This window comes from Leptospira meyeri (genome assembly GCF_004368965.1).
Taxonomy (GTDB): domain Bacteria; phylum Spirochaetota; class Leptospiria; order Leptospirales; family Leptospiraceae; genus Leptospira_A; species Leptospira_A meyeri.
Genome location: NZ_SORO01000003.1, coordinates 233,469 through 256,154, shown reverse-complemented (window position 1 = coordinate 256,154; position 22,686 = coordinate 233,469). Strand labels below are relative to the sequence as shown.

Sequence of the window (22,686 nt, the reverse complement as noted above, 5' to 3'; positions counted from 1 at the left end):
ACCGCTACTTTCATACAAAGTTTGAGGTTGTTCGGAAATCAAAAAATAGAATGAATTTAAAAAATTTGGAAATAAAAAAACCGATGAAGGTGTTGACGAAAGGAAAAAAACGATCAAAAATACGGCAGAGGTTTTTGTATGAAAAAAATTCTAACGATCTTAACGAGTGTTGCCTTGGTTGCAACGACTTCTGTTTTTGCTCATGACCATGATGGCCATGGGAAAAAAGGAATGCCTAGGGATCATTTCAAAAAAATGGATACCAACACTGACAATAAAGTTTCTAAAGAAGAATGGCAAAAATTTCATGACGGGTTTTTCACCGAACTTGATAAAGACGCCGATGGATCAGTGACTTTAGAAGAGATGAAAGCCTCTCGAATGGAAAAACGAGAAGAGAAAAAAGAAGAAATGAACGAGAAGGCCAAAGAAGCAAAAGCCAAAAAAAACGATAAAAAGAAAAAACCATCCGAATAACATCTGTTTGGGACGGGGCGCCTCGCATTAGTTCTAACATCTAACATCCAAAGATGAATCGACCGGGCTCTCCGCTCCAATCTTTGCACCTACGTGCAAAGGATTTCCGCTACGATCCCTGGCGCGGAAGTTTTGTTTTTTTACTATGAACGTAATAAAAAAGGCGTTTCACCGATTCCACAACAATCAAATAAACAACAACCATAGTAGCCAAGATTGCATAAAATTTCATAGGTGGAGGAATCAATCCAAGATAAGACCCTATGGATGTAAATGGCAGGAAAGCTCCGACTGCTGCAATACTTAAGGAAACAGTCGCAAGTAAACCATGAGGTTTGCTTTTGATAGGATTTCCTCTGGTCCTAATGATAAATATAACCAACACTTGTGTGCAAAGGGATTCCACAAACCAACCAGTTTGGAACAACGCTTCGTTTGCATTTAAAACATTAAGCATTACGTAGAATGTTAAAAAATCAAAGGCAGAACTAATTGGTCCAATAGTTAACATAAAATTACGGATAAAACCAATATCCATCACTCGGGGTACTTTTAATTCTTCTTGATCAACTTCGTCTAAAGGGATTGGTACTTCTGAAAGATCATATAAGAAGTTATTGAGAAGGATTTGAGTGGGTAACATCGGTAAAAATGGGAGAAACAAAGCGGCTCCCGCCATACTAAACATATTTCCAAAATTCGAGCTGGTTCCCATCATAATATATTTCATTATGTTTCCAAAAGTCTTTCTCCCTTCTAAAACACCGTCATATAACACGTGTAAATCATGATCCAGCAAAATCATGTCAGCTGCTTCTTTAGCCACGTCTACGGCAGAATCTACGGACAATCCAACATCTGCCGAGTGAAGAGAGGGAGCATCGTTGACTCCATCTCCTAAATAACCAACGACATGGCCTCTTTGTTTTAGAGCTAAAATGATCCTGTTTTTTTGTGAGGGATTCATACGACAAAATAAATTGGTCGATTCGACATGGACTTTAAGCGCTGAATCATCCATTACATCAACTTCTTTACCGGTCAGGATCCCCTGAATTGGTATTTGTAATTCAGAACATACGTGTTGTGTCACCAGATCACTATCCCCCGTGATAATTTTGACTGAAACACCAATCTCACTTAATGCAGATAAGGCGAACTTTGCACTTTCTTTTGGTGGGTCTAAGAAGGCAGCAAAACCTGAAAGTGTTAACTCTGCTTCGTCACCTACAACAGCGTGTTGATGTTCAATCCCTTCTTCTTTCCAGGCAATTCCTAGAACACGAAATCCTTCCTTCTCTAAAGATTTGTAAGTAGTTCGAATTTTATCCAATCCGGTATTGTCTATCGATTGGACTACTTCGATTTCGGTTTCATAGTTTGTACAAAGTCGAATGATCTCTTCAGGCGCACCCTTTACAATTAGAATCCGTTTTTTTGTTTTGGAATGGTCCAATAAAACAGACACTCTCCTTCGCTCAAAGTCAAAAGGCACTTCATCTATTTTTACCCAATCATTTACACTAATCTCTTCATGTTCTAAAATGGCTTCGTCTAAAGGACTTTTTAAACCCGTTTCATAAAAACTGTTTAGGTAAGCTAGTTCTAAAACCCGTTCATTAGTTTCTCCGTTGAGATTTACATGTTTTTCAAGTTTAATTTTTGCTTCGGTAAGAGTCCCGGTTTTATCCGTGCATAGTGTATCCATTGAACCAAGATTTTGGATAGAAGACAGTTGTTTTACGATTACTTTCTTTTTAGCCATCATTATGGCTCCACGAGAAAGTGTAATAGATATTACCATTGGTAGTAGCTCAGGTGTCAATCCAACAGCTAAAGCAACTGCGAATAAAAAAGAATCTAACCAAGGTTTTAGTAAAATTGCGTTCACTAATAGAACAAAAAGAACGAGGAGAATTGTCATTCGCATGATCAAAATACCAAATTTTTCTGTTCCCACTTCAAATGATGTTGGTGGCGGAGTTATGGTTAGTTTATCTGCAATGGCACCCATTGCCGTGTTAAGTCCTGTGTTTGTTACCAGAACTTTTGCACTTCCGCTAATGACTGATGTACCCATAAATACTGCATTAGATGCTTCTGTGATATCATTCGCATCAGAATTCAGCTCCCCGGGGTGTTTTTCAACAGGATAGGTTTCTCCTGTAAGGATTGCTTGTTTGACAAAAAAATCCTTTGCATCTAACACTCGCCCATCAGCTGGAACCATGTCACCTGCTGAAAGTAAAACAAGATCACCTGGAACAATTTGTGCAACTGGCAAATCAATTGTATGCCCATCTCGGAACACCGTTGTATGGACAGATACTGACTGACGTAAATGATCTGCTGCTTTTCCTGCTTTGTGTTCTTGAAAAAAATCTAAAACAACGCTAAAGAATACTAAGACAGTAATGATAAGGAAATTGGAAATTTCTCCCATGAAAGCAGAAACTCCGCTTGCAAAGAGCAGAAGTAGAATTAGAGGATTTCTAAACCTGGTTAACAATTGCTTCCAAAGGGGTTTCTTTTTTCGATCCAGAAAGAGGTTTGCCCCAAATTTTTGGAGGCGAATGATCGCATCCTCTTTGTTTAGACCGGTGGTATTTGTCTCCAAGTAAAGTAACGTTTCGTTTAGTGAATTCAGCCACCAAGTAGAAGTATTAAAATTTGGCTGCATCAGTAGACCTCAAATAAGAACAAAGAGTGATATCTAAATTTTTTTAGAATTGTTCATTTCGTTCTTATCGTCAATCATATGATTTCTTTCGGTTGACGTTTAAAATTGTAAGACACTAAACTGGTACACGAAAGTTTTATGAAAGCGAAAAAATCCAAAAACAAACCATCTAAAAAAACGAATCATTCTAGTAAACCAGCGGCCAAACAAAAATCTTCATCCAAAAAAAAATCAATCATCCAAGAGAATTTGCCAACTAATTCTCTTTTTTTGGGAAACTCGTCCCACCAATCAACGGCTGAACTCATTGATACCATTCATGAATATTCCATTGGACATGAAATTGCAAATGCAGTCACTCATGGAATTGGAGGTGGTTTAAGTATCGCTGGTCTTTCTATTTTATTGACTATGGCAGTTTTGTATGGAGATATTTGGCATATTGTTAGTTCAGCGATCTACGGAGCCACACTAATACTTTTGTATCTTGCTTCCACTCTCTATCATGGAATCTATCATACGGCTACAAAACGTATTTTTAAAGTAATCGATCATGCTTCAATTTATTTGTTGATAGCTGGTACGTATACTCCATTTACGCTTGTTAGTTTACGGGAACATTCTCAATGGGGATGGACTCTGTTTCTTGTTGTGTGGATTTTGGCATTTGCAGGAGTTCTTTTATTATTATTGTTCCCTGGAAAATATAGTGGTGCTCGAGTTATCGTTTATATCTTAATGGGATGGCTTGCAATTTTTGTTGTCAAAGACATTCGGACGGCCATCGGTATTGGCGGGATATCTTGGCTTGTTGCAGGTGGACTAAGTTATACTGTCGGTGTAATTTTTTATCTTTGGGATAGTCTTCCATTCAATCATGCGATTTGGCATTTATTTGTGCTCTCAGGAAGTCTTTGTCATTTTTTTGCAATTTTGTTTTATGTGTTGCCTCCAACTCATAGATAAAAAAACACCGGGTCATTCATTCTAGCAAATTTTTTAATCCAATAAAACAATTTAAACAACAACGTTGATTGCTACATTTCCTCTTTTTTTGCCAGATTCCACATATCGATGTGCTTCTGCCATCTCTTCTAAACGATAGGACTTATCGATCACTACTTTAAAGTTTCCCTTTCTTGTTAGTTCAGTTAAAAAATTTAAGTTCTCTAAGGTCTCAGCGATTGGTCCAAATTTGATATTGATGCGTTTAGTTAGAGAAATCCATGCTGCTTGAAACATTTCTTTAAAGGAAGCACCTACTAAAACTAAAACTCCACCTTGTGACAGATGTTTTAAATTGGATGAGATTGATGATTTTCCTACGCATTCAAATACGATGTCATATGTTTTGTTATGCGAATCTGAGTGAAAACCTTCATAGTCCATAATATAATCTGCACCAATTGATTTCACCAAATCAAAGTTTCTTGGACTACAAACGGCTGTTACAATAGCACCTAGATGTTTTGCCAATTGGATGGTGGCAGTCCCGACAGAACTAGATGCACCATAGATAATGATGGTTTGGTCTTTTTGTAGATTACACTTTTGAATAAAATCAAGGGCGGTCAATCCTCCAAAGGATAGGCATGCACCCTCAGAAAAACTAATTTCCGCTGGCAGTTGGCAAATAACAGAAGATTCAGGAAGGCAGGTATATTCTGCATAAGCTCCCAGACGCATCCCCGCGGACCCAAAAACTTTATCCCCGACTTTGAATTTTGTTACGTTTGCACCTAGAGAATCTACTACGCCTGCTATTGATATTCCTAGGATGGGTTGTTTAGGTCGAAAAATTCCAAAGTATAATTTTGCTAGTTTAGGATCTGCTTTGCGAATCCGCCAATCACCAGAGTTGACTGCGGTATTGTAAATTTTGATTCTGATTTCATCTTTTTTTGGCGTTGGTATTTCCCATTCTTCCAATTGTAAAACGTCTGGTGTTCCATAATTTCTGTAGGCGATTACTTTCAATGAATTGACTCCTACTGAAAAGTAGACTTACACTGTAAGTGTGTCAACAAAATTTATTTACTAATTGTTCTATTTTTTAAAATAGGCTATAGCGATATTTGAGATCGAAAGGTTTTGTATATGGTAGAAAAGAAAAAAGGGAAACTAAATAAAAGTCCTAAAAAGACAAATTTAAAAAAAAGGAAAACCCTTTCTAAAGATTTGGTTCTAAATGCAGCAATCCAATTGGCAGATGAGTTCGGGTTAGAAGAATTGTCCATGCGAAGTCTTGCCTTCCATCTTGGTGTTGAGGCAATGTCTTTGTACAATCATATAAAAAATAAAGATGAACTTTTGGATGGAATGGTTGATTCTGTGGTCTCTCAAATCGTTTTACCGAAGATAGGTGGTAACTGGAAAAAGGAAATGAAAAAAAGAGCAGGATCTGCTAGAAAAGTTTTGAATCTACATCCATGGTCAACGATCTTGATTGTTTCTCGAATCAATGTAGGTCCTGCTATGTTAGCTTATTTTGATGCTTCGCTTGGGTGTCTTCATTCTGCAGGATTTTCATTGCCGGTTGCAGATCATATTATCAATGCCATCGATAGTCATATATATGGTTATATATTACAAGAATTGAATTTTCCCATAAATCCCAAAGAATACTCTGAAACAGCAAAAGGATTTTTGCCGAGTTTGGAAAAAAGCCCCTTCATTTACTTAACTAGTTTAGCTAAAAAAGTTGTAGTTGGAAAATACAATGGTCTTCATGATTTTGAATTCGGATTAAATTTAATTTTGAATGGTCTTTCCCCGCAAATGAATATTTCTACAATGTCCTTAAAGAAAAAACCAAATCCCCGATGAAATAGAATCTCGGGGAAAATAATTTGTAGCAGAAAAAGCCAACTAAATGGCAAACACACTTTGGAACGTAAAATAACTAGAATTTGGTTTGAAATCGTATCTATGATATGGGTCGGTTTCGTACGGATTGTTTTTTTGATTTCGTATTGCATCACCCGCATACAAAGAGCTTGCCCCAAACCAAAACGAGACGTTCTCAAATGCTGTGACGATATAAATAAAATTAATTTCTGTAGCGACATGCCTCCCTAATTTTGGTCGGTTGGGATTATATGCTTCTGTATTATAATAATCTTCTGTCGATGCGGTTTCCCCTGTTGCTTTACTTCCTGCAACATAATTATTGTTATCATAATAACCATCCTGGAGTTTGACTTTATAATACCAATGTGGGTTTATAATAAATATACCCCACTTCGCAGATTCATATTTAATGTGAACAGAATAATCCTTAATGTTTTGCCAGAATACCATTCCTGAATTACCGTTTCCTGAAAATGGCATTCCACCTCCAGCCATTCGTCTTGTTGCAAAGAGTGGATTGTAAGTCGCAACACTTCCATCATTTCGGTTTGGATCTCCAGAGGCCTGGACATATTGTATTCCAATACGAAATTCCTTTACAGGAGTGTAACCTAATTGAACGGCAACGATATTTGCTTTGTATTGTACGCGGGAAGATAAAGGAGGGGGTTCTCCCGTTTTTTTATCGGTCGTATAAGTTCCTGTTTGGTTTAGCCAATCGGGAGAAACTCTCTCTCCATTGAATCCAGTTTGCCAAGCGGCTTCTACCATCCAGTCAATTCCTGTTTCACCTGCGATTGTATTATTTTTAGTTCTATTGGTAAGTCGAAAGCCAGAAGTGTTGAGTTGGTCTGGTCCTCGGTAGTAGATATCGGACCCATAGTTTGTTGTTGTATTGGTTGCTTTTTGTTTTTGTTTGTACAATGTGAAATTATACATCTCAATACCTAACCATTCCCATGGTTTGTAACCGTAATGAGCTCCATAGTAGGAAGCATTTCCTGTCCCACCAAGTCTTGTCGAATTGTTAGATACCATACTATTGGCGTTGTTTTCTGAACTAATGATCGCACCAAAAAAATCTAAACTTTGTTTTTGGACGGTAACCGTTGTTCGCACAGCATCAAATGAGTTCCCGTTTAAACTATCATTTCTGGATCCCAAAATCCTTCCGTCTCCATAATCCAGAATTTGGCGACCCGTCCGAACACGGAACATTTGGTTGGTCGTTTTTAGGTCAACAAAGGCTTCGCGAAAACCAGTATAGTTGTTTAAGGCAACTTCTTTTTGTTTGGTGGTATCGATTAGTGTTCCACCATTTGGAATTACGCCGTATTTTTGATCAGCGGCCCCACTTGTGATTTCTCCACCCCAAAGCCGGACATCCTGCATCGTTATTTTAAATAGAACATTAGGAGTTAAATCTCCAATCACATAAAATTGAGTTTGGTTACTCACCGTGTTGCGGTTATCAGGTGTAGATCTATCAAAGTCCGTATTGTAGAGTGAATCTGCTTTTGGTCGAATTCCAAATCCAACACGAAACCGATCTGCAAACCAAAGATTCGTATTTTCTTGCATCGCCTTTCTCTGTTTTGCGGTAACTTGTAAACTTTTTAAGTATTCACCGGATAAATTTCCTTTTAGAGGACTCACATATTCGACAGGTTCTTCAGGTAATGCAGGGGCTTGTGGCGGCGGAGTTGGAGGAGGGGGTGGAGTTTCCGGTACTTCTTTTTTGGTAGGAGTGATGAACTGTGCTTCCAAAGGTATGGTAAAGGAAGATAAAAAAATTCCCAACCATAAGAGACCAATGATCATTCGATGATTGCCAACGTACATTTGATACCACCTGTGTTTTGAGCCAGTGGATATAGTTTGTAACAACATTCAAATCTTATATTTTTTGATTGTTAGGAATCTTAGGATTTGTCATAAGATTCAAATGAAAATTTGGAAAGAAATTATCATTTGAGTTGATGCCATCCTTCATGGCCTAAAGTTTTCATCGTTTTTCGATTATTTTCAAAAATACTGTCAATATTTGGATGTGTGTCAACGATTCGACTGATGGAATCTTCACGTAACAGATGTAATATAGGATAAGGAGATTTTCCAACAAAATTAGTTATGTCGTCTACCTGTTTATCAGCAAACTGAAATTGAGGATGGAAGTTTGCAATTTGTATGGTCCCTTCCAAATCCAATTGGCGAAGGAGACGGTCCGTCTCGTCTAAAAAATCATTTTGATCAAGGAAATCATCTAAAACGTAGGGATGGATGAGTAGGGTGGTTTCAATCACATGAGGATCGCTCGAAACAATGGTTTTTAATTCTGATTTTAGATCTGCTAAAAGTTCTTTGTTATTTTGGGAGTGGCTGATCGTATAACGAATTGTATTAGATTGAAAGCTGGGTTTTGCAAAAGGACAAAGGTTGAGCCCTATCACAGCTTTTCGAATCCATTCTTTTGTTTTGAATAAGATTTCATCTGCAGTTTCTAAATCCTTTTGTTGTTTCTCCAAATTTTTATCCATTTTATTTTTCGATTCTGTGTTGATTTCACAAAACCGATCCTTAAAAACAAGTCAATTGTTTGAGATTCGGATTTTGTTACGATTATTTGATTTACGAAGTGACCCTAGGTCAGAAGATTTCAAATATCTCTTCCTATGAATGCAATCACTACAATAGAATTGACTCAATTCCTTTTTGAAATGACAACAAAGTCGGAGCGTGAGTGGTTAGAAGACAAAACAAAAACGAATGTTTTGGATTTGATGACTGCATTTGTTGCAGCACCGCGGTTTCTGTCAAAAAAAAATATTTCTTATGATGATAAAGTAAAAGAAAATTTAATTCCTCATTTACCTGGTTTTCAAGTGGATGGGTGGAGTCTTGTTCGTTTAGCGAGAGTTTGGTTGCTTTTGCAAATACCTAAAGATCCAAAAGAAGAATGTATAAAAAATATTGAAACACTTTTTGATACAGCAGAATTAAATGAATTGGTAGCTTTATATTCCGCCTTGCCACTCCTTCCTTACCCCTGGGAATGGCTTTCACGAGCGACAGATGCTGTTCGCTCAAATATGGGTGTTGTATTCGATGCTATATCCCTTTTAAATCCTTATCCCGAATTATATTTTCCAGAATCTGCTTGGAACCAACTTGTATTAAAAACAATTTTTAACGGTAAACCAATCCATTGGATTTATGGTTTAGATCGACGTAAAAATAAAGAATTGGCGATTGCAATTTCTGACTTTATCGACGAACGATTTGCTGCCGGCAGAAAAATCCCTCCACAAATTTTGCGTCTTCTCTCACCGTTTTCAACAGAGGAACATTCCTCTATTCTCATTCGTATGTTTGCATCTGATGAAAGTGGTGAAAAACTAGCGGCAGCTCTTGTATGTTTTGAATCCAAAGAACCAAAACTTCGCTCTTTATTGTTAAAAAATCCAGAATTAGAATTATCAATACAAAATGGAGAGTTGGATTGGTCTAAACTAGAGTCCATCCCTTAAAAAGTAAATGTGTCAAAATCCAAACGAATCAAAGAAAAATCCTTCTCATTTTGAATCTATAGAACATTTCGAAGATACTCCAACCCATCGTGATTTGTTATGGGAAAATTATGAGAGCCTAATCCAAGGGATGCGCTTCTTCGATCCTCATATCCATATGGTATCTCGGACAACGGATGACTACCAAATGATGTCTAAGGCTGGGATTGTTGCAATCATTGAGCCTGCATTTTGGGTGGGCCAACCAAGGACTGGACTTTCTAGTTTTAAAGATTATTATAGTAGTCTTGTCGGTTGGGAAAGATTTCGATCCTCTCAATTTGGAATCAAACACTATTGTACGATGGGGTTAAATTCCCGAGAAGCAAATAACGAACGTCTTGCGGAAGAGGTGATGGAGATTTTACCTTTGTTTGCTTTTAAAGAAGGTGTTGTTGGAATTGGAGAGATTGGTTTTGATGATCAAACCGTTTTAGAAGAAAAGTATTATCGGCTCCAATTGGAACTTGCAAAAAAAGCAAAGTTACCTGTACAAATTCATACCCCTCATCGAGATAAAAAAAGAGGAACAGAAAGAAGTATGTCGATTGCCACCGAACATGGTTTGGATCCTTCCTGGGTTGTGGTAGATCATAACAATGAAGAAACCGTTAAGTCAGTGTTAGATCAAGGGTTTTGGGCAGCCTTTACCATATATCCATTTACTAAAATGGGAAATGAAAGAATGGTTTCTATCGTTGAAAAATATGGACCGGAAAGGATAATGATTAATTCAAGTGCCGATTGGGGAATTTCAGATCCACTTGCGATTCCAAAAACTGCTGCACTTATGATGCAAAGAGGAATTCCAAAAGAAGTAATTCGAATGGTTACCTACCAAAATGCCATTGATGCTTTTGCAAAAAGTGGACAGATTGATGTTAGTGATTTTGATTTAGAATTTTTGCCTGATCCCAATGCCAAATTTCATGGCAACTCTGTCCTTCGGGGTGGCCAACAACCGGTAATCAATAAAAACTCTTTGTTAATACAATAGATGAATTTAAAAGCGTATCTAACTTTACTAAGACCAGCAAATGTCATCACTGCCTTGGCTGATATTCTGGCAGGTATGGCCATAGTGGGTTTTGTTTGGAAAGACAATTCTCCTGTTTTTCTTTTTCTTTCCACTGTTTGTTTGTATGGTGGAGGTGTTGTATTAAATGATTATTTCGATGCAGTGATTGATGCTAAGGAAAGACCGGAACGTCCAATCCCAACTGGCAAGGTTTCTAAACGTTCAGCCTTTTTTTTTGGCAGTATCCTTTTAGGACTTGGTATTACATTTTCCTTTTTATATCAAACACAAAGTGGATGGATAGCCCTCTTTATTGTTTTCGGAATTCTAACTTACAATCGTTTTGCGAAACACCATTCGGTTTTAGGTCCAGTGGTTATGGGGATTTGTCGCGGTGGTAATTTGATTTTAGGAATGAGTTTGGTAACAAATATTAGATCCAATCAGCTTTTCCTTTCTCTTTTCCCGATCGTTTATATCGCTGCTATCACTATGATTAGTCGAGACGAGGTTAATGGTGGAAAAAAAACTAACTTAGTTGTTGCGGGTGTATTGTATATAATTGTGATTTTTTCTCAATTGTTCCTTTCTTTTTTCTTAGGGAATCTTTATTTTAATTTTCCATTTGTCCTTTTGCATTTGGGAATGATTTTCCCTCCTCTTATAGCAGCCTATCAAAATCCTATAGGACCAAAGATTGGTAAAGCAGTTAAATTTGGTGTTTTGTCTCTTATTGTTTTAAATGCATCTTTTGCTTCCTGTTTTGGATTCGTTTTTATCGCTTTATTGGTTCTTTGTTTGTTGCCAGTTTCTTTGTTGTTATCAAAATATTTTTCGGTTACCTGAAATTCGAATATGTTTGAAAATTTGTATCCTACACTTGCTTCTGAATTCCAAGTTAAGTTCCGTTATTCGGTCCAGTTTACGAAAAAAATTTTCAACCCAGAAAACCAAACTTTGTCTAGATTTTTTATCTCTGAACAAAACTCGGGAACTACTAAAAAAGCTTTGGTCGTTTTAGATGAAGGTTTACTCTTCCATTTCCCAAATTTAGTTTCTGAAATTCGCCAGTATTTCAAAGGTTTGGTTCAATTGGTTCGACTAACGGATGATATCATCGTGATTCCGGGCGGTGAAGGTTGTAAAAACAATCCAAAAATTTGGGAATCTTTAGTCGATTCAATCGATCGCTTTGGGATTGATCGCCATTCTTATATCATCGGAATTGGTGGAGGAGCCATACTCGATTTAGTTGGTTATGTAGCAGCAGTGTCACATCGTGGAATCCGATTGATTCGAATACCTAGTACGGTTTTATCACAAAATGATTCTGGGGTGGGTGTTAAAAATAGTATCAACTACCAAGGTAAAAAAAACTTTCTTGGAACATTTGCGCCACCAGTGGCAGTGTTTAACGATCTTAGTTTTTTAGAAAGTTTAGATGATCGTGATTGGCGGTCCGGAATGGCTGAGGCAATCAAAGTTGCTTTGATTAAAGATCCCATTTTTTTTGAATGGATTGAATCTAATGTTCAAACTTTAAAGAATCGAAATTTAGATACCATGTCGTATTTAATCCATCGATGTGCTGAGTTACATATGGATCATATTGCAAATGGTGATCCATTTGAATTTGGTTCTTCAAGGCCCCTGGATTTTGGGCATTGGGCAGCACATAAATTAGAATATTTAACTGAGTTTTCCTTGCGTCATGGTGAAGCAGTTGCTATTGGAATGGCTTTGGATACCGTTTATTCAAATCAGAATCAGTTTTTGTCAAAAGAAAATAGGGATCGCATCCTTTTTTTACTAAAACATTTAGGGTTTGCAATTTACCATCCAAAATTATCCGAGAATAAAAAACAAAATTTATATTTGGGTCTTCATGAGTTCCAAGAACATCTTGGAGGCAGGCTCACCATTATGTTGTTATGTGGAATTGGTATTTGCAAAGAGGTTCACGAAATGGATTCGGAAACTTTGGCGACTTCTGTTGACTTTCTGGAACAATACATATGAGGACAAAATACGGCCATTTAACCTATTGTTCAAATATTCATCCTGGTGAATCCTGGTCGGATCATTTTTTGCAATTAAAAACTAACTTACCCAAAATCAAACAATCAACTTCCCCTGACGCACCGATGGGATTGGGGTTACGTTTAAGCAATGAGGCATCATTGGAGTTAATGAACCCTCGGGCAATGGCTGAATTGAAAGACTGGTTAAAAAAAGTAGATATTTATGTTTTTTTGATCAATGGATTTCCTTATGGTGGTTTTCATAAAACTATTGTTAAAGAAAATGTTTATCGACCCGATTGGGCAACCAAAGAAAGGTTTGATTACACTCTTCGTTTGTTTTCGATCCTCTCTGAATTATTGCCTCAAGGATTGGATGGAGGAGTTTCCACACCTCCTTTGTCTTATTTTTATTTTGATTCAAATGAATCTTTGCGTAAAGATAGGATTTCTTCAGCAACCAAACAAATTGTGGATGTCGTTATTCATTTGATCCAAATGAAAAAGAATCGAGGTCAAAATTTGCATTTGGATATAGAGCCAGAGCCTGATGGAATTTTGGGGAACGTAGAACTTTGGGTGAAATGGTTTTTGTCTGATTTTCTCCCAATCGCAGTCCCGAGGATACAAACTGTATTAGGAGTTGATGGGGAAGTTGCAGAACAATGGGCCAAAGATCATATCCGAATTTGTTTGGATGCCTGTCACGCTGCGGTTAGTTTTGAAGATAACAAAAATATTTTGTCCTTACTTAAAACACATTCCATTCAAGTTGGGAGGATTCAAATTAGTTCTGCTTTAAAAATAAATTTCTTAATGGAAACAAATTCATTATTGGATTTGGTTTCTAGTTTTGATGAACCAACTTATCTCCACCAAGTAGTCATCCAATCGGAAGATAAAAAATTGAAGTCATTTCCTGATCTACCACAAGCAATCCAAAATGGGGAAAAACAATCCGCTGAATGGAGAGTTCATTTTCATGTACCTGTATTTTTAGGATCCTATGGGTTATTCTCTTCCACGCAAAAGGAACTATTAGAGCTCTTGAATCTACAAAAACAATTTTTGTTCACCGATGCTTTGGAGATAGAAACCTATACATGGGAAGTTTTACCGAAAGGATTACAAATTCCTGTTTCCGAATCCATCATTCGTGAGTTGCAGTGGGTACAATCTGTTCTAGATGATAATAATTTAAAAGAAGATTTTAAAAATGAAACAATCAAAAAATAAAGGATTCCAAAAAACAGTTGTCATTGATGTTGTTGGACTTAGCAGTCATTTGGTAGGAGAGTATACACCTTTTCTAAAAAAATTTCTGAACCAAAAACAAACTCTCCTCATTAAACCTATGTTACCTGCTGTAACAACAAGTGTCCAGTCTACGTATTTAACAGGAAAATTGCCAAGTGAACATGGGATTGTTGGAAATGGATGGTATGACCGAGAAGATGCAGAAATAAAATTTTGGAAACAATCCAATCATTTAGTCTCTGCAGAAAAAATTTGGGAAAGAGCTAAAAAAATAGACCCTAGTTTTACTTGTTCAAAAATGTTTTGGTGGTACAATATGTACTCTAGTGCAGATTATTCGGTTACACCAAGACCCCAATACCATGCTGACGGAGTAAAAGCACCCGACTGTTATTCCCAACCACCCGAACTTCGTGATGAGTTGCAGTCCACTTTAGGTCAATTCCCTTTATTTAATTTTTGGGGGCCGAATGCCAATATCAAATCTACCCAATGGATCGCTGATGCAACGATCTATGTTGATAAAAAATATAATCCTCACTTAACGCTTGTATATCTTCCTCATTTAGATTATTGTCTTCAAAAGTTTGGTTCTGATATTTTTAAGATAAGGAAAGAACTTTTGGAAATTGATTCTGTGTTGAAACAATTAATTGAATATTATGAATCCCAGAATACTAAGATTGTTTTACTTTCAGAATATGGAATTACACCGGTCAATCGGCCAATCCATATCAACCAAATTTTAAGAGAAAATGGGGTTCTTTCTGTTCGCAAGGAAAGATGGTATGAACTTTTAGATCCCGGTGCATCCAAAGCCTTTGCAGTAGCTGATCATCAAATTTCTCATGTTTATTGTGATGATCCGACAGTCAAAAAACAGATCATAGAAATTTTGCGTAAGGTTTCTGGAATTCAACTTGTTTTGGATAAAAAAGACCAAAAAAAATATGGAATAGACCACGAACGTTCAGGAGACATTGTGGTGGTAGCCGATTCCGAATCCTGGTTTACATATTACTACTGGTTAGATCAAAGAAAGGCTCCAGATTATGCACGTTTGGTGGATATTCATAGAAAACCAGGTTATGATCCTTGCGAAATATTTATGGATCCAAATAAACCGATGATTAAATTTAGGGCAGGTCTAAAATTACTCCGAAAAAAACTTGGATTCCGATATCTGATGGATGTCATCCCTTTGGATGCGAGTTTGATTAAGGGTTCACATGGGGCTTTGCACCAGAAAAAGGAATTTTACCCTATTTTTTCCTCTGACATAATTTATCCCCAAAAAGAAATTTCTGCTACTAAAGTGTACGATTTGATTTGGGATCAGATGACTTCTGAGATTTAAGTGTTTGACTGGTAACCTTCGGTAACATTATTTTTAACACAGTGTCTGTAGAAGAAATCAAAGTTGTTAATTATTCCAAAGGTGCTGCCATTGTTGTGCAGAATTCCATTAATACAGGGAACTTTTTTATTGTCAGGTCTGGTCGCGTATCGGTTGATTCCGAACATATTGTGGTAGATCACGAGCTCGCGTTTTACGAAGCAGGCGATAGTTTTGGACTTGTCTCTGCGCTCACCGAACATCGGTTTTTAGTGACTTTATTTGCTGATACAGATGTAGAGCTGGTTCAAATCCCAATCCGACTTCTCGGCTCTTACCTCAAAGAAAGAAAAGAACTCGCAATGAAAATTTTGGGTTTGTATTCAAGAGAACTTCGAACCTTACAAAAACATCTTTCCAAAGCCAATAAACCGGCCGATCGCGATTACCATCCAGAACGTTTGGTCCTCAACGCTCGAACCTATCTTTCTTGGCAAAAACCAAATTTAGCGGCGTATTCCTTACAGACGTTTATCAAATGGTCAAAGGAAAATAATTCAACAGAAAATTTAGCAGAAGCCACTGAATTGCTTAGGTCCATTGGATCCAATTACAAACCTTTTGTTTGGGAAAGTATGCAATCCAATTTAGAAGCCGGCGAAATTTTATTTGTAGAAAGTGAAAAGAATAACGAAATCTATGTTGTGTTAGAAGGGAATGTCAAACTATTCAGTATTGTTCGCGGATATGAATATGTAATCGATGTTTTAGGACCAGGTGAAATTTTTGGGGAGATGTCATTGATTGATAATGCCCCGCGAATGGCATCGGCAATTACTGAAACAAAAAGTAAAGTCCTCCGTGTCACTGCGGAAAACCTATTTGAATCTGTCGGACCATCCTTATTACAAAAAATCTTTGAAAGTATTGCCAGACGGATTTGGTTTTCTCACCAACGTTTGGTGATCCTTCGATTGAAAACACCTGTGATCCGACTTTATGCCTATTTGTATAATTCGATCCGAGACCAGGACATCCGTTTGGGCAGAACTTTAGATGAAAGCCTTGCCAATGCCCATACCATTTATATCCAAATGGAAGAACTTTGCAATATGTGTGGGATCATCAAAGTCAAACAGGATACTATCCAGGAATTTTTGGCTGACACAAATCTTGTGATCGAACCGAGTCGTATTACGATCAAAAGTCGCAAACGTTTGGAAGAAAAATTGGGACATTATAAATCAAAAGAGGGGCAGATTGTCGCTTAAAGAATCAGCGGAAACCTAAATTTTTCTAGGTTTGGGGCCAGGGTGAAAACGGCGTAAATCATTTTTCCCATATTCAAAAATTTGTAATGATTTTTTTTTCCGTTATGTTCTAGTTCGGTGATGAAAAAGTTTCTCGTGTATTCTCTCGGGGCGTTCTACATAACGGCGGGGATCAACCATTTTTTCTCTCCCGAATTCTATTTGGAGATGATGCCGGATTACCTTCCTTTTCATGAACTATTGAATGTTACGAGTGGGCTTGCCGAAATTACCTTGGGTTCCCTTGTTCTTTATGAAAGGATGAGGAAGATGGCAAGTTATGGGATTATCTTACTTCTTTTGGCGATTTACCCGGCAAATATAAATATGTTATTAACCGCATTAGAAGGCAAAGATTATGGCGTTCCGATATGGGCATTGTATGCGCGATTGCCATTTCAGTTTTTATTTATTTACTGGGCCTGGCTTGTGAGAGATTACAAATGGTCAAGTGAATCTACTGAATCAATGTAGTTAGGTGGTATTCTTTCGCGGATACTCCTTTTGTTTTTTTTGTAGAAAAATTAAATAGACTGTATTAGTTAGAACATTAGGAGTTTATGTTTTTTTAATGGGATCTCCAGGTTGAGTTTTAAATAGAAAAATGACAAAAGAACCAAAGAAAAAATTGCAAGAGAACAATAAAAAAGGCAGCCAATGGACTTTTCTCTCTAACCATGCACATGTTTTGATGTGTTTGAGTAAAGATCCGGAAATTCGATTGAAGGATGTTGCAACTCTTGTTGGAATCACTGAACGAGCAGTGCAAGCAATCGTTAAGGACTTGGTTGAAGCCAAAATTTTAGAAAAAAGCAAAGATGGACGGAGAAACCAGTACATCATCCAAACCGAACAAAAACTACGACATCCTTTAGAGGCAAATCATTCCATTTTGGAATTACTCAGGTTAGGTAAATAAATAAATAAAGAGAGGAAGTTCGAATTATTTATTTGCTCTTTTCTAATTCTTTTACTTTTAAAACAATCCATTCGTTTTTTGGTACTTGGATACCTTCGGTGTTTGCTATTTTTACAACTTCACCATTAATATAATCAATTTCTGTTTTCCGTCCATAATCTAAATCTTGGACCATAGAAGTGTGGATTTTATAATACTTTAGGCCAAGTAGAATCAGTATTAGATGCCTTATCCATGTAGGCAGAGCACCTTTTCCGTCACCGAGTTTTTGAATTGGGAAAGAGCCGGGAACTACTTGTTCTTCAATCTTTAGGTGATTCATTAGTGATTTAATTTCTGTTACAGTTTCTAATGCATCTTTTCTTGAGTTTTTACTTAGAAACAATTGGCCTAAACTCAATTGTTTGGAGGCAGCAAGTCCGTTGATGATGGAATTGATTGCAAGTTTATGCCAACGATAACCTATAATTTTGTCCGTTCGTATCACAGGGATATATGGAGGAAGTAGTTGGTTCCAGATTGGTTCTGGTTTTGAAACTCCGCCGATGATAAGACTTCCTACATTTGATTGATAATAAGTTCCATCGGCTAAGGTTTGTGTATTCCAACCAACTACGCCACCAAGTATTTTGTTTTGATATGTTTCAAAATGAACTTCTGGAATCCCATTTTGAATCAGAATCCATTTCCCTTCTGGCTTCAAAAATGTTTTGGTTTCTTCTAAATATTCAGGAAGATTTTGATTTTTGCATCCTATAAAAATGTAATCAAAGGATTCCTTGCAATGGTTTATGTTTGTTAGATGCCCATTTAAATCAATTGAAACAACCTGACCCCTGGGTCCTTGGAATCTAATCGGATTTTCACTTAAAAATTGAAATCTGTTTTCGTTACGACAAAGGATTTTAAATGGAATTGAATTTTGAAAGAGAGCGTGGATGATAGTCGCAGTAACGGAACCAATCCCACTAAAGGCTATGGAAGGATATTTCTCTTTCATTTAACTTTGGTTAAATATAAATAGGGAAAGTTATTTCCCTCTGAGTGTAATGACAAGTTTTACGTTCTCTAATTTTTTACCTGTCTTTCTAAAATAACTTTCCTTCAATTCATCCAAAACTTTGCACTCTAATACTCCGTCCATCTCTACGTCCGTAATCTCTCCCGTTTCTTCATTGAGAGCATGGTGGTGAGGACCAACGTTGGAATCAAAATGTGTAACACCACTTTTTAACTCCAAAGTTCCTAACATTCCTTTTTCCGCAAAGAGTTTGAGGTTGTTGAAAATAGTTGCGCGCGATGCATGTGGAAAGTGGGAATTCACCAAATGGAATACTTCTTCTGCAAAAAGATGTTGGTGTCGCTCTAGGAGCAAATGTGCCATTTCCAATCTCTGCGAAGTGGGGCGAATCCCGTGCGATTCGAGGAGTTCCTTGGTTTTTTGGTAACTTAAATCCATTTCAGTTTCACCTTCTCTGGATGCTTTTTTTTGTCAATAATTAGACTAAGTCTAAAAAATCATTTACTAGGAATCAGTATTATTTTAGATCAAATCTAACTAAAAACTTTTCTACGGTAAGTCAGTGTTTATGGAAAGTCTGGCAATTTCGCATGCGAATTGAAGAACTTAGCTAAGAGAGATGTGAAGATGCGGCGACCGACCGCAAAGCCCATTTTCATATCATTCGCCCATGGGTTGGTTTCAAGGACTTAGGCGGTTTTTTTCTTCTGTGCGGTCTTTTGGTGAGAACCTATCTTTTGTGACTAGCGGCAAAAGGAAACTCACTTACTTTTTTTATTGAGGGAAAAGATCCATCTCCTCTCCAAAGAAAATCCGTCACCCATCCGATTTCTTCCTCCCTCAATTGACCAAGTGGTCTCTTTTTTGCTTTGGCACCTAACAAACACATGTGGTCATTTCTAGGTTAGAAAAAGGACGCATGTAAAGCCAAAAAAAATTCTTGCACTTCGAAAAGGTTCGGATTCAATCCTTTCGGTGCTCTCCCGTGATTCTAAAAAACATCGGAATTACCATCCAATGAAGTATTTGTTTCTACTTCTTTTTTCCTTTGCGTTTCCCCTTGGAGCAGAGGTAATTTCCTTGGAATCCGGTTGGACCTTTCAAGAAGAAGGCAGAAAGGAAATGAATCCAGTGTTAGTTGGTGTTCCTTTAGTCAAACAAGGATATGCGGTTCCTTTGCGGGGAAAATATCGACTAAAAATTTTGATTCCAACTTTTCCTGAATCTTCTCAGGCAATTTATATGGACCGGGTACATTCCGCTGATCAAACTTTTTGGAATGGTGTTCCAGTTGGCACAACCGGAAGTTTTTCTCCAGACTATTACCCTTATTGGCATAAAGTACGTTATTATGAGATCCCAAATTCTCTTTTAAAACAAGGAGAAAATGAGTTGGTTGTTGATATTGAGTGTCGTGAAACACAGTTTAGGTGTGGCATCTTTCGCTCAATTCCCTTCTTTGGGACACAAGACGAAATTAAGGATAAGATGATTTTTGAGGACGTGAATCAAATCCTCATCGGCGCATTATTTTTTGGAATTTTTTTACAACAAGCAATTGGTTATGCACTGAATCGATCTTCCAAATCTGGATTGTATTTAGCTGGTACTGCCATTTTCTTTGTAGGTTGGAGATTGCCTTCGATCAATAAGATTCATTTTTTAATGATTAACCCCGAAATTCTTGTAAGACTTTTATTTTTTTGCCAATTCATTTTTCCCGTCTTTATTATGTTATTTGTGCACACCCTTTTTGATCGAAGGATTACTAAACTTGCAATCATTACATTTTTTTTTGATACTGTTCTCGCTTTCACGCAACTGTTTTCGATGGCGCCTGATCATCGATTTTATTTAGTTTACATTTGGTATATTTTACTTGCTGTTAAGGTTCCGATCCTAATTCAGCTACTAGTCAGAAATTATAAAAAAACGTCGGAAGCTATTGTTGTATCTTTAGGCGCACTGGTAGCAACATTTTTCGGCATTGCAGATGTCCTTACCGATTTGATAACCGGAAAAAATGCTTATTTAACTCAATACGGAATTTTAACATTCCTATTTGCCGGAGTACTTGCGATTGCCTTACAAAGTGCTCGGACCAGAAAGGAACTCAGAAATCTGAATGAATCTCTAGAAATGCTTATCACCTTGCGTACACAAGAACTACACAAACAATATAAGTTGCTGCATGATGATTTGGTGATGGCAGCAGGATTACAATCCAAGTTGATCCCACCTATGGAATTCAAACATCAAACACTCAGTGTCGCTTCCGTATTTATGCCAATGGAAAAAATAGGTGGCGATTATTTTGATTATTATATTCATAAAGACGGTTCCGTAACATTTTTGTTATGTGATGTTCTTGGACATGGGATTGCTGCCGCCTTGATTGCCAGTATGTTAAAGGTCAATTTTTTAGAGATTGCTCCTAAAGTAAAAGATCCCGCTAACTTTTTGTTAGAGATGAATTTGAAAATGTTACCTGTAGTTGAAAAAAATTATATCACTGCCGTTGTTAGTCATTTTGATTTACAACAGTCGATTTTACAGTATTCAGTGATGGGACATCCTAGTCCTTATTCAATGAATGTTGTTTCTAATACCTTAGCGCCGCTTGGAGGGAGAGGGCCGATTATGGGTTGGAAAAAAGATATCTTCTTGGAAACATTTTTTCACCAACTTTCACCGGGGGATCGTTTCTTTTTTTATACTGATGGGATAACGGAAAGTCAAAATAAAAATAGGGAATTATACGGAGAATTGAGGCTAAGGGAACAATTAGCAAGTGGATTTAGTCTATCTCTGTCTGAATTAAACGAAAAAATTAAGAAGGATATTCGAAATTTTGCATTTCGTTTGTCAGATGACGTAACATACTTTACGATCGATATTAGATGAAAACTTTGTTAAATCGATTAGGAGTATTTCGATTACTCAATTTAGGGGTAGTCGAATATTTGGATTTAGAAACCTCCGTTCGTATTCAACTTTCCAACTTGGTTGCCATTTTAGGAATTTTTTCAAATATCGAATATTCCATTTTCTTTGTAATTGCAGGTGCTCCTCATTATCTAATCATGAATTTCATTCATGTTCTAGTAATCTGTTCTTTAATTTTAGTTTTTTATCTAAATACGAGGGGGAGGTATTTTGTCTCTCGAATTCTCTTGGTGTTTACAATCTCAGTTCCTTTGTTTTGTGTTTCAACAATCAGTTTTGGAACATCTGGTGGGTTTTACTATTATTTCTTAGTGTTTGCCATTGTGCCGTTTGTGATTTTTTCATATGATGAAAAGGGTTGGATTTTTTTTGTATTCCTAATGAATACGAGCTTTTATATCTGGTTTGAGTTTTTTGGAAGTCCAGGTGTATTTGAAAAAGGAACGTTATTATATTATAAAGAAGTACAGGATTTGTTTCGTATCAATTCCGTTATATCGTGTTTATCCTTTGTTGCTTTGTTTATGTTTTATTTCTTAAGAAATATCAATCGAATCCAAAAGGAAATGGCCAGGATCAATGATCATAAAGATCGCATTTTTTCTATCCTAGCTCATGATTTGAAAGGCCCAATTGGCACAATCAGTACGTATTTGGGTTATATAACAAATTCTTTGCCAGAAAGAGAAGAACTTCTTTTTGGTTTAACGGAACTGAAAAAAAGTACAAACCAAACTTATCTGGTTTTGGAGAACTTATTGGATTGGGTTCGAAATGAAACGCAAAAAACTCAATGTAATCCCAAAAATCTAAATGTCTCTTCGATTTTAAAAAATGCTTTAGACTTACTCAGCATTCAGGCAAAAGACAAAGGGATTTTATGGGAAACAAAGGTTTCAGAAGATCATTTCGTATATTGCGATGAACGGATGACTGCAACAGTCTTACGTAATATATTGTCCAATGCGATAAAATATTCTCACCCGAATCATAAGGTTTCAATTGAAACTGAAAAAAACGCCAATTATATGGAAATACGATTTCAAGACTACGGTGTGGGTATCAGTCCTGATTTACTTGCCAAAATAATCGAAGGAAAACGATTTGATTCAGGATTTGGAACTGCTGGGGAAAAAGGAACTGGCCTCGGCTTACTTGTTTGTAAAGAGTTACTTACGGAACAAGGTGGAAGTCTTCAGGTCACGAGTATGCTCACGGAGGGAACAAAAATTATCATCCAACTTCCACTCGCAGATTAAATTCATATCTTTTTTTTAAACATTTA

General features: G+C 36.9%; 20 protein-coding genes. 14 read left to right on the top strand and 6 right to left on the bottom strand.

What is annotated here, in order from left to right:
• The first annotated feature begins 138 nt into the window (after positions 1-138).
• Positions 139-477 (top strand): lipoprotein, encoded by a 339-nt coding sequence (locus CLV96_RS17225; RefSeq protein WP_004787457.1) that lies wholly within the window; start codon positions 139-141, stop codon positions 475-477.
• Between the two features lie 109 nt (positions 478-586).
• On the opposite strand, the gene mgtA is transcribed toward CLV96_RS17225, so the two are convergent.
• Positions 587-3,157 (bottom strand): magnesium-translocating P-type ATPase, encoded by a 2,571-nt coding sequence (gene mgtA, locus CLV96_RS17220; protein ID WP_081581527.1) that lies wholly within the window; start codon positions 3,155-3,157, stop codon positions 587-589.
• Positions 3,158-3,295: 138 nt separating this feature from the next.
• Between mgtA and trhA the strand changes: the two genes are divergently transcribed.
• Positions 3,296-4,123 (top strand): PAQR family membrane homeostasis protein TrhA, encoded by an 828-nt coding sequence (gene trhA, locus CLV96_RS17215; RefSeq protein WP_004786160.1) that lies wholly within the window; start codon positions 3,296-3,298, stop codon positions 4,121-4,123.
• Positions 4,124-4,174: 51 nt separating this feature from the next.
• Here the strand turns inward: trhA and CLV96_RS17210 are convergent, their stop codons facing one another.
• Positions 4,175-5,134 (bottom strand): NAD(P)-dependent alcohol dehydrogenase, encoded by a 960-nt coding sequence (locus CLV96_RS17210; protein ID WP_004786774.1) that lies wholly within the window; start codon positions 5,132-5,134, stop codon positions 4,175-4,177.
• 120 nt (positions 5,135-5,254) lie between these two features.
• Between CLV96_RS17210 and CLV96_RS17205 the strand changes: the two genes are divergently transcribed.
• Entirely contained in the window at positions 5,255-5,983 is a 729-nt protein-coding gene (locus CLV96_RS17205; protein WP_004786395.1) for a TetR/AcrR family transcriptional regulator C-terminal domain-containing protein, read from the top strand.
• A 42-nt stretch (positions 5,984-6,025) separates the two neighbouring features.
• On the opposite strand, the gene CLV96_RS17200 is transcribed toward CLV96_RS17205, so the two are convergent.
• A complete protein-coding gene (locus tag CLV96_RS17200) occupies positions 6,026-7,849 on the bottom strand; it encodes an alginate export family protein (RefSeq protein ID WP_004787039.1) in 1,824 nt (607 codons plus the stop codon).
• Between the two features lie 125 nt (positions 7,850-7,974).
• Positions 7,975-8,544, bottom strand: coding sequence for a DUF1415 domain-containing protein (locus CLV96_RS17195; RefSeq protein ID WP_004785287.1), 570 nt, complete (start codon positions 8,542-8,544; stop codon positions 7,975-7,977).
• 135 nt (positions 8,545-8,679) lie between these two features.
• Between CLV96_RS17195 and CLV96_RS17190 the strand changes: the two genes are divergently transcribed.
• The 9 genes from CLV96_RS17190 (at position 8,680) to CLV96_RS17150 (ending at position 17,434) form a co-directional block, all read left to right on the top strand.
• Entirely contained in the window at positions 8,680-9,534 is an 855-nt protein-coding gene (locus CLV96_RS17190) for an EboA domain-containing protein (protein ID WP_004787642.1), read from the top strand.
• Positions 9,535-9,541: 7 nt separating this feature from the next.
• Positions 9,542-10,570, top strand: a complete 1,029-nt coding sequence (locus CLV96_RS17185) for a TatD family hydrolase (protein ID WP_004784737.1) — start codon at positions 9,542-9,544, stop codon at positions 10,568-10,570.
• Entirely contained in the window at positions 10,571-11,437 is an 867-nt protein-coding gene (gene eboC / locus CLV96_RS17180) for a UbiA-like protein EboC (RefSeq protein WP_004786547.1), read from the top strand. It begins immediately after the preceding gene.
• Between the two features lie 9 nt (positions 11,438-11,446).
• Entirely contained in the window at positions 11,447-12,610 is a 1,164-nt protein-coding gene (locus CLV96_RS17175; protein WP_004787357.1) for a 3-dehydroquinate synthase, read from the top strand.
• Complete coding sequence (gene eboE / locus CLV96_RS17170) at positions 12,607-13,848, top strand: metabolite traffic protein EboE (RefSeq protein ID WP_004784333.1); 1,242 nt, start codon at positions 12,607-12,609, stop codon at positions 13,846-13,848. The genes CLV96_RS17175 and eboE overlap by 4 nt, the downstream gene beginning before the upstream one ends.
• Positions 13,829-15,226, top strand: a complete 1,398-nt coding sequence (locus CLV96_RS17165) for an alkaline phosphatase family protein (protein ID WP_004785258.1) — start codon at positions 13,829-13,831, stop codon at positions 15,224-15,226. The genes eboE and CLV96_RS17165 overlap by 20 nt, the downstream gene beginning before the upstream one ends.
• Positions 15,227-15,267: 41 nt before the next feature.
• The gene (locus CLV96_RS17160) at positions 15,268-16,476 is read left to right on the top strand and encodes a Crp/Fnr family transcriptional regulator (protein ID WP_004787625.1); all 1,209 of its coding nucleotides are present in this window, start codon (positions 15,268-15,270) and stop codon (positions 16,474-16,476) included.
• Between the two features lie 120 nt (positions 16,477-16,596).
• Complete coding sequence (locus CLV96_RS17155) at positions 16,597-16,989, top strand: DoxX family protein (RefSeq protein WP_020775627.1); 393 nt, start codon at positions 16,597-16,599, stop codon at positions 16,987-16,989.
• A 130-nt stretch (positions 16,990-17,119) separates the two neighbouring features.
• Positions 17,120-17,434 (top strand): MarR family transcriptional regulator, encoded by a 315-nt coding sequence (locus CLV96_RS17150; RefSeq protein WP_004786606.1) that lies wholly within the window; start codon positions 17,120-17,122, stop codon positions 17,432-17,434.
• Between the two features lie 28 nt (positions 17,435-17,462).
• On the opposite strand, the gene CLV96_RS17145 is transcribed toward CLV96_RS17150, so the two are convergent.
• Both CLV96_RS17145 and perRA read right to left on the bottom strand, forming a co-directional pair.
• Entirely contained in the window at positions 17,463-18,434 is a 972-nt protein-coding gene (locus CLV96_RS17145; protein WP_004787565.1) for a ketopantoate reductase family protein, read from the bottom strand.
• A gap of 30 nt (positions 18,435-18,464) precedes the next feature.
• Positions 18,465-18,893, bottom strand: a complete 429-nt coding sequence (gene perRA, locus CLV96_RS17140; RefSeq protein ID WP_004787122.1) for a peroxide-responsive transcriptional repressor PerRA — start codon at positions 18,891-18,893, stop codon at positions 18,465-18,467.
• Positions 18,894-19,472: 579 nt separating this feature from the next.
• Here perRA and CLV96_RS17135 point away from each other — a divergent pair.
• Positions 19,473-21,359: a PP2C family protein-serine/threonine phosphatase gene (locus tag CLV96_RS17135; RefSeq protein WP_004787552.1), complete on the top strand. Its 1,887-nt coding sequence runs from the start codon at positions 19,473-19,475 to the stop codon at positions 21,357-21,359.
• On the top strand, positions 21,356-22,660 hold the full coding sequence (locus CLV96_RS17130; protein ID WP_004785078.1) for a sensor histidine kinase: 1,305 nt from the start codon (positions 21,356-21,358) through the stop codon (positions 22,658-22,660). Before CLV96_RS17135 ends, CLV96_RS17130 begins: the two co-directional genes overlap by 4 nt.
• Positions 22,661-22,686 lie beyond the last annotated feature (26 nt).

Excerpts from the sequence above, each read along its gene's own strand:
- eboE (WP_004784333.1), top strand. The coding sequence starts at position 12,607 with ATGAGGACAAAATACGGCCATTTAACCTATTGTTCAAATATTCATCCT.
- CLV96_RS17165 (WP_004785258.1), top strand. The coding sequence starts at position 13,829 with ATGAAACAATCAAAAAATAAAGGATTCCAAAAAACAGTTGTCATTGAT.
- CLV96_RS17175 (WP_004787357.1), top strand. The coding sequence starts at position 11,447 with ATGTTTGAAAATTTGTATCCTACACTTGCTTCTGAATTCCAAGTTAAG.
- eboC (WP_004786547.1), top strand. The coding sequence starts at position 10,571 with ATGAATTTAAAAGCGTATCTAACTTTACTAAGACCAGCAAATGTCATC.
- CLV96_RS17145 (WP_004787565.1), bottom strand. The coding sequence starts at position 18,434 with ATGAAAGAGAAATATCCTTCCATAGCCTTTAGTGGGATTGGTTCCGTT.
- CLV96_RS17150 (WP_004786606.1), top strand. The coding sequence starts at position 17,120 with ATGACAAAAGAACCAAAGAAAAAATTGCAAGAGAACAATAAAAAAGGC.
- CLV96_RS17130 (WP_004785078.1), top strand. The coding sequence starts at position 21,356 with ATGAAAACTTTGTTAAATCGATTAGGAGTATTTCGATTACTCAATTTA.
- CLV96_RS17190 (WP_004787642.1), top strand. The coding sequence starts at position 8,680 with ATGAATGCAATCACTACAATAGAATTGACTCAATTCCTTTTTGAAATG.
- CLV96_RS17185 (WP_004784737.1), top strand. The coding sequence starts at position 9,542 with ATGTGTCAAAATCCAAACGAATCAAAGAAAAATCCTTCTCATTTTGAA.
- trhA (WP_004786160.1), top strand. The coding sequence starts at position 3,296 with ATGAAAGCGAAAAAATCCAAAAACAAACCATCTAAAAAAACGAATCAT.
- CLV96_RS17200 (WP_004787039.1), bottom strand. The coding sequence starts at position 7,849 with ATGTACGTTGGCAATCATCGAATGATCATTGGTCTCTTATGGTTGGGA.
- CLV96_RS17135 (WP_004787552.1), top strand. The coding sequence starts at position 19,473 with ATGAAGTATTTGTTTCTACTTCTTTTTTCCTTTGCGTTTCCCCTTGGA.
- mgtA (WP_081581527.1), bottom strand. The coding sequence starts at position 3,157 with ATGCAGCCAAATTTTAATACTTCTACTTGGTGGCTGAATTCACTAAAC.
- CLV96_RS17205 (WP_004786395.1), top strand. The coding sequence starts at position 5,255 with ATGGTAGAAAAGAAAAAAGGGAAACTAAATAAAAGTCCTAAAAAGACA.
- CLV96_RS17155 (WP_020775627.1), top strand. The coding sequence starts at position 16,597 with ATGAAAAAGTTTCTCGTGTATTCTCTCGGGGCGTTCTACATAACGGCG.
- CLV96_RS17225 (WP_004787457.1), top strand. The coding sequence starts at position 139 with ATGAAAAAAATTCTAACGATCTTAACGAGTGTTGCCTTGGTTGCAACG.
- CLV96_RS17195 (WP_004785287.1), bottom strand. The coding sequence starts at position 8,544 with ATGGATAAAAATTTGGAGAAACAACAAAAGGATTTAGAAACTGCAGAT.
- perRA (WP_004787122.1), bottom strand. The coding sequence starts at position 18,893 with ATGGATTTAAGTTACCAAAAAACCAAGGAACTCCTCGAATCGCACGGG.